This window comes from Actinoalloteichus fjordicus, from assembly GCF_001941625.1.
In the GTDB taxonomy this organism is placed as follows: domain Bacteria; phylum Actinomycetota; class Actinomycetes; order Mycobacteriales; family Pseudonocardiaceae; genus Actinoalloteichus_A; species Actinoalloteichus_A fjordicus.
The window spans coordinates 946,118-963,057 of sequence record NZ_CP016076.1 but is presented as its reverse complement, the minus strand read 5'-3'; the positions used below and the strand labels follow the sequence as shown (position 1 = coordinate 963,057).

Below are 16,940 nucleotides of genomic sequence, written 5' to 3'. Positions count from 1 at the left end.
GGCCCGGCCCGCACACCTGGCGGCCGCACCACCCGCCGAGCCGCGCGCAGTCGTGCTCGCCTGCGCCGGTCAGGCCATCGCCCGAAGCACGGCGGCGGGCGGGCGACTGCCCTCGATCGAGGCGACCATCTCCAGCACCTGCCTGGTGCGGCCGACCTCGTGCGCCCGGAACACCGCCGCGCCCTGCCAGGCGGCGACCGAGGTGGCCGCGAGGGTCCCGTCGACCCGGTCTCGCGGTCCCACGCCGAGCGTCTCGCCGATGAAGTCCTTGTTGGACACCGCCAGCAGCACCGGCCAGCCGGTGTCGACCAGCTCGCCGAGCCTGCGCAGCAGCTCCAGTCCGTGCCAGGTGTTCTTGCCGAAGTCGTGCGTGGGATCGATCAGGATGCCCTCACGAGGCACCCCCAGACGAACCATCTGCTCCGCACGCCCCACCACCTCGGCGATGACGTCGGCCACCACGTCGACGTAACGGACCCGGTGCGGGTCGGTGCGCGGCGGCAGGCCGCCGGTGTGCGAGCACACCAGCCCCACCTGGAACTCCGCCGCCACCTCGGCCAGGCCGGGGTCGGCCCCGGCCCAGGTGTCGTTGAGCAGGTCTGCCCCCACGGCGCAGACCTCCCTGGCGACCTCGGCCCGCCAGGTGTCCACGCTGATCACGAGATCGGGATGCCGCTCACGCACCTGGGCGACGAACGGCACCACCCGCTCGATCTCCGCCGCCACGTCGACGACCTCGCCCTGCGCACCGGCGCGGACGCCGCCGATGTCGACGATGTCCGCGCCCTCCTCGACCGCCCGTGCCACCGCCGCCAGCGCGGCATCGGTGGCGAACGTGGAGCCCTGGTCGTAGAAGGAGTCTCTGGTGCGGTTGACGATGCCCATCACCAGCGCTCGATCGGAGACGATCTGGCGGGTTCCGAATCGCAGAGTAGGCACCTCTCGATGCTGCCACGAGCGGTCGGCCGGCGGCGGGGTCCCGCCCTCAGTGCACGTCCTCCCACGCCTGATAGGCCTCACCCACCACGCGCACCGCGTCGTCGACGTCGTCGGTCACGTGCAGCAGCGCCAGGTCCTTGTCGCCGATCTTGCCGCCCGCGTGGACGCTGTCGCGCAGCCAGTCGTAGAGGCCTCCCCAGTAGTCCCGGCCGAAGAGCACGACCGGGAACTTGGTGACCTTCTTCGTCTGGACGAGCGTCAGTGCCTCGAAGAGCTCGTCGAGAGTGCCGAAGCCGCCGGGCAGACCGATGAACGCCTGCGAGTACTTCACGAACATCGTCTTGCGGGCGAAGAAGTAGCGGAAGTTCACGCCGAGGTCGACCCACGGGTTGAGGCCCTGCTCGAAGGGCAGCTCGATGCCGAGCCCGACGGAGAAGCCGCCCGCCTCCTGACAACCCCGGTTCGCCGCCTCCATGGTGCCCGGGCCGCCACCGGTGATCACGGCGAAGCCCTCGCCCGCCAGCTCCGCGCCCAGCCTGCGGCCGATCGCGTATTCGGGGTGGTCACGCGGGGTGCGTGCCGAGCCGAACACCGTGACCGCCTTGGGCACCTCGGCGAGCGAACCGAAGCCCTCGACGAACTCGGCCTGGATCCGCAGCACCCGCCACGGGTCGGTGTGCACCCAGTCCGACGGGCCTCGGGAGTCGAGCAGGCGTTGATCGGTCGTGGTCGACTCGTCGCGTTGACCGCGTCGCAACACCACCGGGCCGCGCCGCTTCTCCTGCGGGTTCTCCTCCGTGCCGAGTCCGGTCTCCCCGGAGCGGTCGCCGTTCGTCGTCGAATCGGAGTCCATAACGCTCATGTGATCAGGGTAGGAGCAGAGCGTGACCGCCACGACGACGGCGGGCGTCTGTCCGCCGAATGTCGGGCCACGTTCCCCCGTCGGGCTCCCGCTCGCGGCGCGGCCGGACCGAAGGCAGACTCCGGGAGGGAACGGCACGAACCGAGGTCTTCGGACCCGACCGGCTGGAGTGTGACGATGAGCGGTCCCGAGCCGACGAAGGTCGCGGTCATCTACTACAGCGCGACGGGCAGCGTCTACACCCTGGCGCGCTCGGTCGTCGAGGGCGCGGAGCAGGCGGGCGCCGAGGTCCGCCTTCGCAGGGTGCAAGAGCTGGCTCCACCGGAGGCGGTGGCCTCGAATCCGACCTGGCAGGCCCATGCGAAGGCCACCCAGGACATCCCCGAGGCGGTGGCCGACGACGTGCTCTGGGCCGACGCCGTCATCTTCGGGACCCCGACCCGGTACGGCAACGTGGCGGCCCAGCTCAAGCAGTTCATCGACTCCCTGGGACCGCAGTGGGCGCAGGGCCTGCTGGAGGACAAGGTGTACTCCGGCTTCGTGTCCACCGCGACGCTGCACGGCGGCCGCGAGTCGACCCTGCTGGCCTTGTACAACACGGTGCATCACTTCGGCGGAATCCTGGTCACTCCCGGTTACACCGACCCGATCCAGTACGAGGTGGGCACGCCCTACGGCCCCTCGCACGCCGACGGCCAGGGCACCATCCCCGTCAGTGAGGCGACCAAGGCCTCTGCCGTGTACTCCGGGTCCCGGATCGTGCGCATCACCACCCAGTTCAAGGTCGGCAGGTCCTCGGTCCACTGAGCGCAGGCACGGCCGCCCGATCTCGACGCATGGTCCGAGTTCCACGAGGCAGGTCCGCGTCGTGGGCCCGGCGCCGCGCGAGCGGCGCAGGCACGACGAGGTCAGCGGCCACGTCCGCCGCGACGAAGCAGCCGAGGCGCCGTCCCGGCGGCGACCGCGCAGGCGGCGCGGACGTCGCCGCGCACCGCCGCCGCAGGCCCGCACGCGATCGATCGACCGTCGGAACGCGCGACCCGGGGCCTCGACGCCGACCCCTAATCTGCGCATTCTCCCGACCCGAGCGGCTCTCGCCCGTTAGCTTCTGGCCAGGCGGAGGGAGCGGCGTGGAATACACGATCACGATCGAGGCGCTACGCGCGGCGGCGAACACGGCACGGGCAGCGGGTGAGCAGGCGGCGGGCGTGCCGCTGGGCGCCTCCGCCGACGCCGTCGCCCAGGCCATGCCCGGCAGCCGATCGGCGGCGGCGGCGACGGAGCTGGCCGAACGCTGGCGGAGCAGGCTGACGGGCTGGAGCGGCGACGTCGCCGAGCACGGCGAGGCGCTGGACGCCTCGGCGGCGCAGTATCAGGACAGCGAGGATCAGGCCGAGCAGGACCTGCGCCACGCGAGCGACCGACTCCCCGCAGCGGGGCGATGATGGTCGGACTCGTCGAGGTGCGCCGCTGGCAGCCCTCCGGGCTGGAGGCCGTCTTCGAGCAGCTCAGCGGACACCGGGACACCCTGGTCGGGCTGGACGACGAACTCGGCGACACGAGATCACCCGACGGCTGGAGCGGTGCCGCCGCCGAGGCCGCGAGTCGGCGGCATGACGAGCTGAGCGAGGAGATGCGCAGGCTCGTCGCCGGGCTCGCCGCCGTTCGGCGCGGCACCGCGGAGGCCGCCGACGCCCTCGTGGCGGTGCAGGCCGCGCTCGCGGACGCCGAGGAGCTGGCGCGGGTCAACGGGTTCCAGGTCCAGGAGAACGGCATCGTCGTCGACGTCGCGCCGCCGCAGGTCGCCCCGAGCCAGGTCGACACGGTGCGCCGAGAGCGCGAGCTGATCAGGGCCGAGGTGATCGAACGGGTCAATCAGGTGGTACGACGGGCGGCCGACATCGACTCGGATCTGGCCGCCGTACTGCGTGCTGCCGTGACCGACACCGTGGACGACGGCGAGTCGACCTCGCTGGCCGATGCGGATGCAGCAGGCTCCGACCAGGGCGGACTCTCCACTCTCGGTCCACCCGAGGACGCCGATCCGGCCGCCAACGCGGGGTGGTGGGACTCGCTGTCGGAGGCGGAGCGAGCCGACCTGCTGGCGAACTCGCCGGAGCTGATCGGCAACCTGGACGGGTTGCCCGCCGCCGTGCGCGACGAGGCGAATCGCGCCCGGCTTGACGGGGAGCGCGACCGGTTGGCGGCAGAGATCGCCGATCTGGAGCGGCAGCTCGACGATCGGCTGCTCGGCGGCTGGTTCACCGACCTGGACGACCGGCTCGACGAGGCCCGCGACAAGCTCGCGGCGGTGGACGCCATCGAGAACACCCTGGACCGAGGGGACCGTCAGCTCCTGCTGTTCGACCTCTCCCATGACGAGGCGCGGGCGGCGGTGGCCGTGGGCGACGTCGACACCGCCGACCACGTCGCCGTCCTCACCCCGGGCTTCACCACGACGGTGCAGGGCAGCCTCGAGGGTTATGACGATCAGATGCGGCAGCTGCAACGCCAGGCCGAGGACGAGTCGCTGCGCTATGGCGACGGCGGCTCGGTGGCGACGGTCGCCTGGCTGGGCTACGACGCCCCGCAGGCGGGCTGGGACCTGCTGAGCCCCGCCGACGCGGTGTGGAGCCGAGAACCCGCCCAGCGCGGCGCCGAGGAGCTGGCCGACTTCTATCGGGGCATCGACGCCTCGCGGACCGAGAACCCGCACCTCACCGCGCTCGGCCATTCCTACGGCTCGACCACCACCGGATACGCCCTCCAACAGGACACCGGGGTCGACGACGCGATCTTCTTCGGCTCGCCCGGCCTGGGCACCTCGGATGTGACGGATCTGCGGATACCGCCGGAGAGCGCCTACGTGATCGAGGCGCGCAACGATGCCGTGGCCGACCTCGGCGGGCTGGCACCCTTCGGCATCGACCCGAACCAGCTCGACGGCGTCACCGGGTTGTCGGCTCGCGAGGAGCAGCTTCCCGACGGCAGGCGGTTGACCGAGTCGGTCGGCCACAGCGCCTACCTGGCTCCCGACAGCACGAGTCAGTACAACATCAGCGTCATCGTGAGCGGCAACGAGGACCGGGCGGTCCACGACGACGGCCGGGGCTTCGGCGACTGGCTGTCGCGACCGGTGCCGGGCACGTACTGATGTGGAGGTCGATCCGACTGGCTGCCGTCCTGGCCACGACACTGATCGTCGCACCGCTGCTCGCGGGCTGCGGCGGGTCGACGAGAGAAGAGGACACCGTGAACGACGACCGTGCGGTCCTGCTGGGCAGGCCCAGCATCGAGCAGATCACCGAACGCTACGAGGAGATGCAGGAGCGCATCACCACCCGGCTCTCCGAGGAGCTGGGTCCGTGGGAGTGGGTCAACGACCAGAACATGACCCGGTCCGGCTGCGCGGAGTTCCCGCACGTCGGCGGGGAGAGCCGCAGTCTGGATCGACGGCACTTCCTGGGGAGTCTGCCCGACGCGCAGTGGCCGCAGGCCGTCGCGATCGTCACGGAGATCAGCGGCGAGTACGACTTCGGCGAGCCGGAGGTGATCGTCGACCGAGTCGGCGATCACGAGATCGTCGGCCATGACCCCTTCGGCGCCCGCTACACCTTCGGCACCGCCGCCAACACCCTGCTGAGTGTGTCCACCGGCTGTCACCTGCCGCAGGGGGCGGGGGCGGGCTGAGCACGGCCCGAGCGGGCCTGAGCAGGGCTGCACTGTCTCGCACGGCCCGCGCCGACGCTCCGGGTCGCCCGCCCTCGGTCGAGCCGCCGCGTGCGCGGTCGGATCGTCGTGCGGGCTGAGATCGTCGGGCGCCAGATCGTCGTGCGCGAGAACGTCCGGCGCGGACGGTGCCGCCCGCAGGTCGGCTCCCGTGCGCGGTCGGCTCTCTCGTCCCTCCCCGGCGGCGCCCCGGCCGCAGGCGGCCCCAGCACGGGCAGGCGCCGGACGACGCCGCGAGGTCGACGGCAGCCGACGCCGACGCCCGGTGGCCTCGCCATGCCTGGCCGCGGACCGCAGTCGTTCGGGGATCGACCGAGACCCGACCTGGCTACGGAGATCCGCCGAGCGGACGCGCCGCCCTCAGCGCAGGAAGTCCCCGAGCACGCGCGCGCACCGGGTGATGTCGGCGACTCGTACGTGCTCATGCTGGGTGTGCGCCAGGGTGGGATCGCCGGGGCCGAAGTTGACTGCGGGCATGCCCAGCGCCGCGAAGCGGGCGACGTCGGTCCAGCCGAGCTTCGCCGTGGCCTCGCCGCCCGCCGCCGCCACGAGTTCGCTCGCGGCCGGGGCGTCCAGGCCGGGCAAGGCGCCGGCCGCACCGTCGACGACGGTGAGGTCGAAGCCGTCGAAGATTTCCCGCAGGTGGTCGACGGCCTGCTCCGGCGTGCGGTCCGGCGCGAAGCGGTGGTTGATCGTCACCACGCAGGAGTCCGGCACCACGTTGCCCGCGACGCCGCCGCCGATCGCGACCGCCTGCAGCCCCTCGTGGAAGCGGCAGCCGTCGATCTCGGGAGTCCTGGGCACATAGGCCGCCAGCCTGCGCAGCACCTCGCCCGCCGCGTGGATCGCGTTGCGACCCATCCAGCCGCGGGCGGTGTGCGCCCTGGCGCCCTCCGTCCGAACCTCGACGCGGGTCGTTCCCTGACAGCCCGCCTCGATCAACGCGTTGGACGGCTCGCAGACCACGGCGAGGTCCCCGGTCAGCCAGTCCGGCAGCTCACGCTCGATGCGGCCGAGCCCGTTGAAGGCGGCGTCGATCTCCTCGCAGTCGTAGAACACGAAGGTGAGGTCGTGCCGTGGCTCGGCGACGGTGGCGGCGAGATGCAGCATCACGGCGTCGCCGCTCTTCATGTCGACCGTGCCGCAGCCGTGCAGCACCTCGTCGTCGCCCGTGCCGGTGCGGCGCAGGGGCAGGTTGTCATTGATCGGCACCGTGTCCAGGTGGCCCGCCAGCACCACGCGGGAGGCCCGCCCCAGCCTGGTCCTGGCGAGCACGGCGTCGCCGTTGCGCACGACCTCCAGGTGTGGTGCCTGGGTGCGCAGGGCCTGCTCCACCGCGTCGGCGATTCTCGCCTCGTCGCGGGAGACGCTCGGGATGTCCACCAGGGCGGCGGTCAGCTCGACCGGGTCGGCGGTCAGGTCAAGGGACGGCACGGTGACGGTCACGACCCTGCACGGTACCGGCCGGGTCGGCGGGGCCGCCGCCGACATGCCCGCGCTGGTCCGACCGGAGGATCTCCGCCGGGTCTGCTGCGGAGCGCCCCGCCGGGCGGCTAGCTTCTGGTCACCGTCCGCAACCCGCCAAGGAGTCGACGAACCATGCGGTCACCGCGCACCGGCCTTCTCTCAGCACTGCTTCCGCTGCTCATACTCGTCGGAGCGTGCACCACCACGAATCAGGCCGATCGCGGCGAGCCCCGCCACAGTGCGGAGGAGCTGGCCTGGGCTGAGATCTGTGACGAACTCTGTGAGCGGGCGCGAGACCTTCGTGAGGGGCCCTGCAGCGAGCAGCCCCAACTCGAGGCCGTCTTCCCGGAGTGCGGCGACTTCCTCCAGGCGCACGCCGCCCTGGTCGACGATCTGGAGATCGCAGTGCCAGAGAAGGGACTGGAGTTCAGACTTCGCACGACGGAGGCCATCGAACGTCTTCGCGAGGGTGTCGATGACTACGAGAGCCTGGGCTGTGCGGCGCCCACCGAAGGGGAGACGACCGACCCGGGCTCGTCGACCGGGCAGACCGAAGCGGACGACGCCGTCCCGCCGCCCGGGGGCGGCGGCGCAGCAGGCATCCTGCCGTTTCCGATCCCCACGCCTTCTGTTCCTGAGCAGCAGCCGAGCACCGCTCCCGCGCCGGATCGGGCCACGGCCGAGCCGTCGGACACCCGTTCGCCTTCCGAACGGCTGGAGGAGAACAGCAGTCAGATCCAGTTGGTCGGCAGGTGCACGAGGTCGATCTATGAGGTAAATCTGGCCGCGATGGACATCGCCTGGACCTTCGATCCGGAGATTCCCTGACCCCGGGGGGCGGGCAGCACGACCTCTCGCCGTTGCAGCGATAACTCCGGCCGTCGAACCGGCCCTGGTGCGAGCGACGCGGCGTCGTGTCCTGCTCACGGCCGGGGCAGACCGATCCGCTCGGCCGGGGACGTCGTCGTCCGATGGACCACGGGTGCCAGGCGCGTGCGGCGCCATCGGCGATACCGTGTGCGCCGTGACGACCGCAGCGCAGAACTCGGACCAGCAGAACATCGGTGCCCACGGCGTCGGCTTGGCGACCATCACCGCCGACGGGACGGTGCTGGACACCTGGTTCCCCGTCGTGAAGACGGGGCCGGTGACGACGGGGCAGACAGACCGAGGGGACGCCACGACCGTGCGCCTCGACCCCGCCGAGGCCGTCGCGACCCTCGGCGAGGCGAGTGCCGCGCTGCTGGTCACCGACGACGCCAGAGGAGTCGAGGTCGTCGCGGTCCGCACCGCCATCGCCTCGCTGGCCGCGCCGCCCGTCGACGCGCACGACGTCTACCTGCGGCTGCATCTGCTGTCCTCCCGGCTGGTGCGACCGCACGGGCTGAACCTCGACGGCGTCTTCGGGCTGTTGACGAACGTCGTGTGGACCAACCACGGCCCGGCCCCCGTCGAGGACTTCGAGGCCACCCGGCTTCGGCTGCGGGCGCGCGGCCCGGTCACGGTCTACTCGGTGGACAAGTTCCCGCGCATGGTCGACTACGTGGTGCCCACCGGCGTGCGCATCGGCGACGCCGACCGTGTCCGGCTCGGCGCACATCTGGCATCGGGCACGACCGTCATGCACGAGGGCTTCGTCAACTTCAACGCGGGCACGCTGGGTGCGTCGATGGTCGAGGGCCGCGTGTCGGCCGGTGTCGTGCTCGACGACGGCTCCGACCTCGGCGGCGGGGCCTCGGTGATGGGCACGCTCTCCGGCGGTGGTCGCGAGACGATCTCGGTGGGCCGCCGCTGCCTGATCGGGGCGAACGCGGGTCTGGGGATCTCCCTCGGCGACGACTGTGTCGTCGAGGCGGGTCTCTACGTCACGGCGGGCACGAAGGTGACGCTGCCGGACGGCGTGGTGGTGGCTGCACGGGACCTCTCCGGCCGTTCCGACCTGCTCTTCCGCCGGAACTCGACCACCGGCGCCGTCCAGGTGCTCCCCAAGACCGGCACCCGAGTGGAGCTGAACGCGGCTCTGCACGCGAACGACTGAGGGTCGGCGAGGACCAGCAGGGAGTGCCCGGGCGTTCCCCGCAGGCCGCAGCGGGCCGGGAGCGCCGCCGGAACGGGTTCCCGACGGCCTGCGGGTCCGGCATGCCTCCGCCGTCGCCGCGCCTGGTCGGCGCGCCGCCGACCGGGCCGCATCGCGGGGAGTGGAGCAGCCGTGCAGCGGGGACCAGCAGGCAGGCGACGAACTGACAGGCAGTGTGGGAGACCCACACCCGTACCTGGGTCCGGCCTGCCCGCCCGTGCCGTCGGCAGGACGGGACAGCCGACGAGCAGGCATGACACGGCGAGCCGGTCAGCTCCCGTACTCGGCCCTGATCCGATCCGCGTAACCCGCGTACTCGGCGGCGGCGAGGAACGCGGAGCGCAGCGTGCCGTGATCGGCGATCCCCTGGCCCGCGATGTCGAACGCGGTGCCGTGATCGACCGAGGTGCGCAGGATGGGCAGTCCCACGGTGACTGAGACGGTTCCGTCGAAGTCCAGCGTCTTCGCCGGGATGTGCCCCTGATCGTGGTACTGCGAGAGCACCCCGTCGTAGCGCCCGGTCAGCAACTGGTGGAACACGGAGTCGGCGGGCACCGGCCCGAACACCTGCTCGCCCTGTGCTCTGGCCCGCTCCACCGCAGGCCCGATGTGCACGATCTCCTCGTCGCCGAAGGCGCCGTTCTCCCCGCCGTGCGGGTTGACGGCCGCCACCGCGAGCCTCGGCTCGTCGTGGCCGAAGACCCGCAGAGCCGTCAGGGCCTCCTGGATGCCGTGGAACACCCGTTCCTCAGTCAGCTGGTCCAGGGCGTTGCGCAGCGAGAGATGCCGGGTCGTGAAGAAGATCTTCTTGCCCCGCACCACGAACATCGTGTTGTTCCTGGTGCTGCCGGTGAGCGTGCCAAGCATCTCGGTGTGACCGAGGTGCTCCGAGCCCGCCGCCCAGATCGCCTCCTTGTTGATGGGCGCGGTGACCACTCCGGCGACCTGCCCCGCCAGTGCCGCCTCGGTGGCGACCTCGATGGCACGCAGGGCTGCCGCGCCCGCCAACGGGGAGACCTCGCCGTAGGGCACCTCGCGGTCCCCGACCACGTCGATGTCCCAGCAGTGCACGACGCCGGGGCCGGTGGGCTCGACGTCCCAGGAGGTCACGGTCCTGACCTCGGCGTCCAGCCCGTAGGCGGCGAGCGCACGACGCAGCACCGAGGGATCACCGACGGCCACCCCTCGCGCCGGGGCGTCGTGATCGAGTTCGGCCAGCGTCCTGGCGGTGATCTCCGGGCCGATGCCCGCCGGATCGCCGACGGTGACGGCCACGACCGGAACGGTGCTCATCGCTGCACTGCCTCCCTGTTCGCCCGCCCGAGTCCGAGGGGACCCGAGCTGTTCGGGGCCCGCGTCCAGGTCTGGGACGCCGGGCGGTGTTCGTCCGTCTCCCGGCCCGCCGAGCACCGGCCCGGCCTGCGACAGACCAGTGAGCCTGCCGGGCCGGGGCGGGCGTCGTGCGGGAGTCAGGCCACGCGAAGTCGGTCCACCGCCGAGGCGATCCGCTCATCTGTTCCGGTGAGCGCCACCCGGACGTGTGCCCCGCCCGACGGGCCGTAGAAGCTGCCGGGCGCGACGAGCACGCCGCGCTGGGCGAACCAGGAGACCGACCGCCAGACGTCCTCATGCCGGGTCGCCCACAGATACAGGCCTGCCTCGGAATGCTCGATCGTGAAGCCCGCGTCGCGGAGGGCGGGCACCAGCAGCTCACGTCGGGCCGCATACCGCCGACGTTGTTCCACCACGTGGTCGTCCTCGGCCATCGCGGCGGCGACCGCCGCCTGCACCGGCCTCGGCATGATCATCCCGGCGTGCTTGCGGGTGGCGAGGAGCCTGCGGACGAGCGCCGAATCTCCGGTGACGAAGCCCGCCCGATACCCCGCGAGGTTCGCCGACTTGGACAGCGAGTGCACCGCCAGCACGTCGGTGTGGTCCGCACCGACCTCGCGATGCAGCACCGAACGCGGCTCGGCCTCCCAGCCCAGCGCCAGGTAGCACTCGTCGGAGGCGATCACCGCTCCGACCGCCCGCGCGGCGGCGACCGAGGCGCGCAGCGCAGGGACGTCCAGGACTCGTCCGGTGGGATTCGACGGCGAGTTCAGCCAGACCAGCGCCGTTCCCGGCGGCGGTTCCTCGCCGTCGCGGAGCCGGACCACCTCGGCACCTGCCAGTCTCGCCCCGACCTCATAGGTCGGGTAGGACAGCTCGGGGATCGCCACGACGTCGCCCGCACCAAGGCCCAGCAGGGTCGGCAGCCACGCCACCAGCTCCTTCGAGCCGATGACGGGCAGCACGTCCTGCGGGTCGAGGCCGGTGACGTCGTGTCGCCTGGCGAGCCCGCCGACGACGGCCTCCCGCAACGCCGCAGTGCCGTGCGTCGTCGGATAGCCGCCCTGGTCCGCGACCGAGGTCAGCGCCTGCTGAATCCGAGGCGGCACCGGGTCGACCGGGGTGCCCACCGAGAGGTCGACCAGCCCGTCCGGGTGGGCCTCGGCACGAACGCGGTACTCGGTCAGCGAGTCCCAGGGGAAGTCCGGCAGCCGGTCACCCGGGGTCCGCCGGACGGCCGAGCCGGTCATTCCGCCTGCGGGGGCAGCGCCGCGACCAGCGGAACGTCCGAGGGGATCTTCCCGATCTTGGCAGCGCCACCGGGCGAGCCGATCTCGTCGAAGAAGTCGGCGTTCGCCTTGGTGTACTCCTTCCACTGATCCGGGACGTCGTCCTCGTAGTAGATGGCCTCAACCGGGCAGACGGGCTCACACGCCCCGCAGTCGACACACTCGTCGGGGTGGATGTACAGCATCCGTTCACCCTCGTAGATGCAGTCGACCGGGCATTCCTCGATACACGCCTTGTCGAGCACATCGACGCACGGCTCGGCGATCGTGTAAGTCACGGCGGCTCTCCTGCTCGTTCCTCGGTGCACCCATGCGGCTCACAATGCACAGTGTCTCCAGTATCCCCCGGACGGGCCTCGGACATCCAGGCCCCCTCCGACAGATGGACCGGCTCGAGTGATCTTCGAGCGACGGGGCCGTCACCGACCGCTGTCGATGATCGCCTCGGACCCGCTGAGACGGCCGAATCCAACCCGATCAGCTCAGCCCGCCCGGCACGTCGTCACCACACCGATTCGGCGGGCGGGCTGTTGACTGACGACAACGCCGCAGATCGCCGCGCTGGCCCCGCGCAACAGGAAAGTGGGGATCGAAGACAGGCTCTCAGGGGGACGATTCGACGGCCGGGCCCCGAGCCATCAGTGTGCCCACCGCCATCGCCGCAGGCAGCGAACCTGCGGCCAGCAGCAGGAACGACCGCCAGTCGTCGACGAGCACCACATCGCCTGCCGGCCGGACCATGGCGAACACCACCACGACCGCCAGCCACACTCCCAACGGCGCGACGACCACCCGCAGCCGCGTCGAGAGGCGGGCGGCCTCGCGGACCAGCCACAGGTTGGCCACCCCGGTCAGCAGTGCGGTCACCGGCATCTGGAGGGTGCCGAGATGGATCGGCAGGAAGAACATGCCGATCAAGGCGATCAGGACGGCGTCGATCAACAACACGGCGAAGACCACTCGGTCGGCCCAACCCCGCATCAGTGCGCCCGCACGGCAGAGCCGTCCTTCGCCGCCCGCGCGTCCCTGGCGGCGGCCTCGGCGAGCCCCTCGGGCGGGGCGATGATCTCCGGCTGGATGCCCGCGCCGAGCAGCTCCTGATCGATCGACACCGGCACGTGCCCGGCAGGCCTGCTCAGGGCGTGGCTGAAGCACTCTCGGGTGAGCACCGGCTGGGCCACCCCGTTGGACAGCGCGTAGACGGCGGTGCCCGCGTTGTCCTGCCACACCTGTACCTGGGTGGCGTGGGCGCGCAGTGCGTTGAGCTTGGCGGGCAGGTTCTCGGCGATGTCGACGCGATGGCTGATGTCGGCGTCCTCGACGCCTGCCAGCTCGCCGGGCGCGGGCAGCGTGAAGGGCACCCGCGACACCTGCGCCAGCTCCGCCACCGCTGCCTCGATCTCGCTGCGAGCGGACACGACGTGGAAGACGCTCAGGTCGTGGGAAGCGGCGCGAGCGGCGGCCATCGTCACCTGGTGCGCCCGCACGTGGTCCGGGTGGCCGTAGCCCCCGTCGGCGGCATAGGTCATCACCACCTGCGGTCGGACGTCCTGGAGGATCGTGGTCAACGCCGCGACCTGCTCGTCCAGGTCGCCGATCGCGAAGGCCCTCGGATGCGGCGACAGCTTCGGCTCGGCCCGGCCGGGGGCGGCCCAGCGCATCCCGGAGTCCCGCCAGCGACCGAGGCCGCCGAGGAAGCGGTGATCGGTCACGCCCAGTGCGGCGCAGGCGGAGCGCAGCTCACCGACCCGGTAGCCGCCGAGCTGATCGGCCGCCTCGGGGCCGAGCCCGCGCAGCCCGGCGGGGATGATCTCGCCTTCTTCACCCAGGGTGCAGGTCACCACGGTGACGGCGACGCCGCGCGCCGCGAAGTGGGCAATCGTCCCGCCCGTCCAGATGCTCTCGTCATCGGGATGCGCATGCACCAGGAGCAGCCGGGGCACAGCCGTCAGTCGGAAGCCGGGAGCGGTCGTCACCATCGCAGGGTAATCGGAGTGGGTAGGCGCTCGACGCGGCGGGAGGACGCTGCTGGGCTCCCCGCTGCCGAACGGCTCAGTCGCCTGCTCCGTCTTCCACGACGACGGCCCCGGCGCGCCGATGGCGTCGCCGGGGCCGGTCGAGGAGCACTCGTCGGTTCAGCCCACCAGTTCGGGCTTGATCTCCGCGAAATGGCAGGCCGAGAGCTGCCCGGTCGGTCCGTGCGGGAGGAGCTGCGGCTCCTCCACGGCGCAGATGTCCTGCGCCTTCCAGCACCGGGTCCGGAATCGGCAGCCGGAGGGCGGATTCACCGGGCTGGGGACGTCGCCGGTCAGCACGATGCGCTGCCTGGCCCGCTCGACCTTGGGGTCCGGCACCGGCACGGCCGAGAGCAGCGCCTGCGTGTACGGGTGGGAGGCCCGCTTGTAGATGCCCTCCCTGGTGCCGATCTCCACGATCTTGCCCAGGTACATCACCGCGACCCGGTGCGAGATGTGTCGCACCACCGACAGGTCGTGGGCGATGAACAGGTAGGCCAGCCCCAGGCGCTGCTGAAGCTCCTCCAGCAGATTGACCACACCCGCCTGCACGGACACGTCCAGCGCCGACACCGGCTCGTCTAACACGAGCAGCCTGGGCTCCAACGCGAGCGCCCTGGCGATGCCGATCCGCTGCCGCTGCCCGCCGGAGAACTCGTGCGGGTACCGGTTGCGGTGTTCCGCGTTGAGGCCCACCAGCTCCAGAAGGCTGTTCACCTTCTCCTGGATCTTCTTGTCACCCATGCTGCGGTGATGAATCTCCAGCGGCTCCCGGACGATGTCGTTGACCTGCCACCTCGGGTTCAGCGAGGCGTAGGGGTCCTGGAAGACGATCTGCATGTCCCGACGCACCGCGCGCAGCCTGGAGGTGGTGAGCCTGGTCAGCTCCCGCCCCTCGAAGCGGACCGAGCCGGAGGTCGGCTTGTGCAGTTGCAGGATGGCGCGGCCGGTCGTGGACTTGCCACAGCCCGACTCGCCGACGAGACCCAGCGTCTCGCCCGCACGCAGGTCGAAGGAGACCCCGGACACGGCCTGCACCTGTCCGACGACGCGCGGGATGATCCCGCCGCCCCGGACCGGGAAGCTCTTGACCAGGTCGGACACCGAGAGCAACGGCTCGCCGGTCTCCGCCGGTGTCCCCGTGCTGTCCGTGGTGGTCTCGCCGGTCACGTTCGAGCTGGTCATCACCTGCTCCCCTCTTCCTGCGGAGTCGACTCGTCGGTGTCGATGGTGCCTGCGTCGGCGTCGACCTCGACCAGCACGGCGGGGTTCTCGATGTTGCCGATCTCCTCGTGGATGAACAGTTCCTTGGCCTCGTCGAGGCTGCCGAGCTCCGCCGAGCGGATGCACCGGCTGGAGTGCTTTCCGCCGCCGATCGTCAGGAGTTCGGGCTCCGCCGCCCGGCACTCGTCCACGGCGAGCGGGCACCGAGGCGCGAAGGTGCAGCCGGTCGGCAGGTTCAGCAGCGACGGCGGCGTGCCCTTGATCGGCGTCAACGGCTGCCCGAGCTGGTCGGGGTGCGGAATCGAGCCGAGCAGACCCACGGTGTACGGCATCCGAGGCGTCTCGAAGACCTCGTCGACGGCGCCGGACTCGACGATGGTGCCGCCGTACATCACCTGCACGCGGTCCACCATGCCTGCGACGACGCCGAGATCATGGGTGATCAGCATGATGCCCGAGTTGGTCTCGTCCTTGATGCGGATGAGCGTCTCCAGCACCTGAGCCTGCACGGTGACGTCCAACGCCGTGGTCGGCTCGTCGGCGATGATCAGGTCCGGGTCGTTGATGACCGCCATCGCGATCACCACACGCTGCCGCATGCCGCCGGAGAACTCGTGCGGGTACTGCTTGGCCCGCCGGTCCGGCTGCGGGATGCCGACCAGTTCCAGCACCTCGACGGCCTTGGCCCAGGCGACCTTCTTCGGGACCTTGTGGTGGGCGCGGTAGGCCTCTGACAACTGCCAGCCGATGGTGAACACCGGGTTCAGCGAGGTCATCGGGTCCTGGAAGATCATGGCGATGTCGTTGCCCCGGATCTTCTCCAGCTTCCGGGGCTCGATGCCGACGATCTCCTGATCCGAAAACCGGATCGAGCCGGTCACCTTGGCGGTCTTGGGCAGCAGCCCCATCAGCGCCATCGAGGAGACCGACTTGCCGGAGCCGGACTCGCCGACGATGCCGAGGACCTCGCCTCGCCGCAGGGAGAACGACAGGTTCCGCACCGCGTGCACGGTCCCGTCATCAGTGGGGAAGCCCACCGACAACTCGCTCACCGACAGCAGCTCTTCGGAAACAGACTGGGTCATCAGGCACGCACCTTCGTCTGCCGAGGGTCGAACGCATCCCGGATGCCGTCACCGATGAAGTTGATCGTCAGCGAGATCAGCAGGATCGCGAGGAACGGCGCCCAGAACAGCCAGGGTCGGGTGAGGAACTGGTTGTAGTTCGCGTTGATGACCAGTCCGAGCGAGGTGTCCGGGATCTGCACGCCGAGACCGATGAACGACAGCGCCGCCTCGGCCAGCACGGCGGTGGCGACCGCGAGCGTGGCGTTCACGGTGATGATGCCGGTCAGGTTCGGCAGGATGTGCTTGAGGATGATCCGCGTGTTGCTCGCACCCATCGCTTTGGCGGCCTCGACGAACTCCCGTTGAGCCAGTGACAGGGTCTGGCCACGGTTGATCCTGGCGACCGACATCCAGCTGAACAGGCCGAGCGCGATGGCGACCAGGTACCAGCTGCCGCCGAAGATCGCGGCGGCGATGCCCACCAGCGCGATCTGCGGGATGATCAGCATCAGGTCGACGAACCGCATGACCAGGCTGTCGACGAAGCCGCCGAGCAGGCCTGCGGTGGCGCCGAGCAGCACGCCGATGGCGGTGGCCATCAGCGCGACGACCATCGCGATCAACAGCGAGAACTGGGTGCCGCGCAGCAGCACCGCGAACATGTCGCGGCCGATCTGGTCGGTGCCCAGCGGGTGGTCCGGGCTCGGGTCCTCGAAGCGTCCGCCGCCGGTGTAGGTGTAGCTGTAGTGCCAGAACATCGGCGCGATCAGCGCGAACAGGATCAGCAGGACGAGCACCACGAGGCTGATCATCGCCAGCTTGTGCTGCATGAAGCGCCGCAGGACGATCTGCCACTGCTTGCGTGCCGCCGTGCCGAACTCGCCCGCGGACTGGGACGGGGGTTCGCCGGGTGTGCCCGGCGTCGTGGTGGAAACGATC

The 16,940-nt window shown here is 70.9% G+C and carries 16 protein-coding genes and 1 pseudogene; 6 read left to right on the top strand and 11 right to left on the bottom strand.

Features of this window, described 5'->3' with window-relative positions; all coding sequences use genetic code 11:
• Positions 1-69: 69 nt before the first annotated feature.
• Both folP and UA74_RS04490 read right to left on the bottom strand, forming a co-directional pair.
• Entirely contained in the window at positions 70-939 is an 870-nt protein-coding gene (folP, locus tag UA74_RS04495; RefSeq protein ID WP_157442153.1) for a dihydropteroate synthase, read from the bottom strand.
• A 46-nt stretch (positions 940-985) separates the two neighbouring features.
• Complete coding sequence (locus tag UA74_RS04490) at positions 986-1,792, bottom strand: LOG family protein (protein WP_075739153.1); 807 nt, start codon at positions 1,790-1,792, stop codon at positions 986-988.
• A 186-nt stretch (positions 1,793-1,978) separates the two neighbouring features.
• Between UA74_RS04490 and wrbA the strand changes: the two genes are divergently transcribed.
• The 4 genes from wrbA (at position 1,979) to UA74_RS04470 (ending at position 5,491) form a co-directional block, all read left to right on the top strand.
• Positions 1,979-2,608, top strand: coding sequence for an NAD(P)H:quinone oxidoreductase (gene wrbA / locus UA74_RS04485; RefSeq protein WP_075743400.1), 630 nt, complete (start codon positions 1,979-1,981; stop codon positions 2,606-2,608).
• Between the two features lie 323 nt (positions 2,609-2,931).
• Positions 2,932-3,246 (top strand): hypothetical protein, encoded by a 315-nt coding sequence (locus tag UA74_RS04480; protein WP_075739151.1) that lies wholly within the window; start codon positions 2,932-2,934, stop codon positions 3,244-3,246.
• On the top strand, positions 3,243-4,955 hold the full coding sequence (locus UA74_RS04475) for an alpha/beta hydrolase (RefSeq protein ID WP_232237628.1): 1,713 nt from the start codon (positions 3,243-3,245) through the stop codon (positions 4,953-4,955). Before UA74_RS04480 ends, UA74_RS04475 begins: the two co-directional genes overlap by 4 nt.
• The gene (locus tag UA74_RS04470; RefSeq protein WP_083682917.1) at positions 4,955-5,491 is read left to right on the top strand and encodes an LppA family lipoprotein; all 537 of its coding nucleotides are present in this window, start codon (positions 4,955-4,957) and stop codon (positions 5,489-5,491) included. Before UA74_RS04475 ends, UA74_RS04470 begins: the two co-directional genes overlap by 1 nt.
• 399 nt (positions 5,492-5,890) lie before the next feature.
• On the opposite strand, the gene dapE is transcribed toward UA74_RS04470, so the two are convergent.
• Positions 5,891-6,964: a succinyl-diaminopimelate desuccinylase gene (gene dapE, locus UA74_RS04465; protein ID WP_075743398.1), complete on the bottom strand. Its 1,074-nt coding sequence runs from the start codon at positions 6,962-6,964 to the stop codon at positions 5,891-5,893.
• A gap of 165 nt (positions 6,965-7,129) precedes the next feature.
• Between dapE and UA74_RS04460 the strand changes: the two genes are divergently transcribed.
• Complete coding sequence (locus tag UA74_RS04460) at positions 7,130-7,825, top strand: hypothetical protein (RefSeq protein WP_075739147.1); 696 nt, start codon at positions 7,130-7,132, stop codon at positions 7,823-7,825.
• A gap of 196 nt (positions 7,826-8,021) precedes the next feature.
• Positions 8,022-9,035: a 2,3,4,5-tetrahydropyridine-2,6-dicarboxylate N-succinyltransferase gene (gene dapD / locus UA74_RS04455; RefSeq protein WP_075743397.1), complete on the top strand. Its 1,014-nt coding sequence runs from the start codon at positions 8,022-8,024 to the stop codon at positions 9,033-9,035.
• A gap of 309 nt (positions 9,036-9,344) precedes the next feature.
• Here dapD and pdxA read toward each other — a convergent pair whose 3' ends face one another.
• The 8 genes and pseudogenes from pdxA to UA74_RS04415 all read right to left on the bottom strand — a co-directional run bounded on the left by pdxA (position 9,345) and on the right by UA74_RS04415 (position 16,939).
• The gene (gene pdxA, locus UA74_RS04450; RefSeq protein WP_075739145.1) at positions 9,345-10,367 is read right to left on the bottom strand and encodes a 4-hydroxythreonine-4-phosphate dehydrogenase PdxA; all 1,023 of its coding nucleotides are present in this window, start codon (positions 10,365-10,367) and stop codon (positions 9,345-9,347) included.
• A gap of 176 nt (positions 10,368-10,543) precedes the next feature.
• Positions 10,544-11,656, bottom strand: a complete 1,113-nt coding sequence (dapC, locus tag UA74_RS04445; protein WP_075763846.1) for a succinyldiaminopimelate transaminase — start codon at positions 11,654-11,656, stop codon at positions 10,544-10,546.
• Positions 11,653-11,973: a ferredoxin gene (gene fdxA, locus UA74_RS04440; RefSeq protein WP_075739141.1), complete on the bottom strand. Its 321-nt coding sequence runs from the start codon at positions 11,971-11,973 to the stop codon at positions 11,653-11,655. Before fdxA ends, dapC begins: the two co-directional genes overlap by 4 nt.
• 325 nt (positions 11,974-12,298) lie before the next feature.
• Positions 12,299-12,676, bottom strand: a complete 378-nt coding sequence (locus tag UA74_RS04435) for a hypothetical protein (RefSeq protein WP_075763844.1) — start codon at positions 12,674-12,676, stop codon at positions 12,299-12,301.
• A gap of 173 nt (positions 12,677-12,849) precedes the next feature.
• Positions 12,850-13,674: pseudogene (gene mshB, locus UA74_RS04430) on the bottom strand (N-acetyl-1-D-myo-inositol-2-amino-2-deoxy-alpha-D-glucopyranoside deacetylase); the annotation flags it as partial.
• A gap of 156 nt (positions 13,675-13,830) precedes the next feature.
• Positions 13,831-14,895, bottom strand: coding sequence for an ABC transporter ATP-binding protein (locus UA74_RS04425; protein ID WP_075739135.1), 1,065 nt, complete (start codon positions 14,893-14,895; stop codon positions 13,831-13,833).
• Positions 14,895-16,019 carry an ABC transporter ATP-binding protein gene (locus tag UA74_RS04420; RefSeq protein ID WP_075739133.1) on the bottom strand — a complete coding sequence of 375 codons (1,125 nt, stop codon included), beginning with the start codon at positions 16,017-16,019 and terminating at the stop codon, positions 14,895-14,897. The genes UA74_RS04425 and UA74_RS04420 overlap by 1 nt, the downstream gene beginning before the upstream one ends.
• Positions 16,019-16,939 (bottom strand): ABC transporter permease, encoded by a 921-nt coding sequence (locus UA74_RS04415; RefSeq protein WP_157434550.1) that lies wholly within the window; start codon positions 16,937-16,939, stop codon positions 16,019-16,021. The genes UA74_RS04420 and UA74_RS04415 overlap by 1 nt, the downstream gene beginning before the upstream one ends.
• Position 16,940 lies beyond the last annotated feature (1 nt).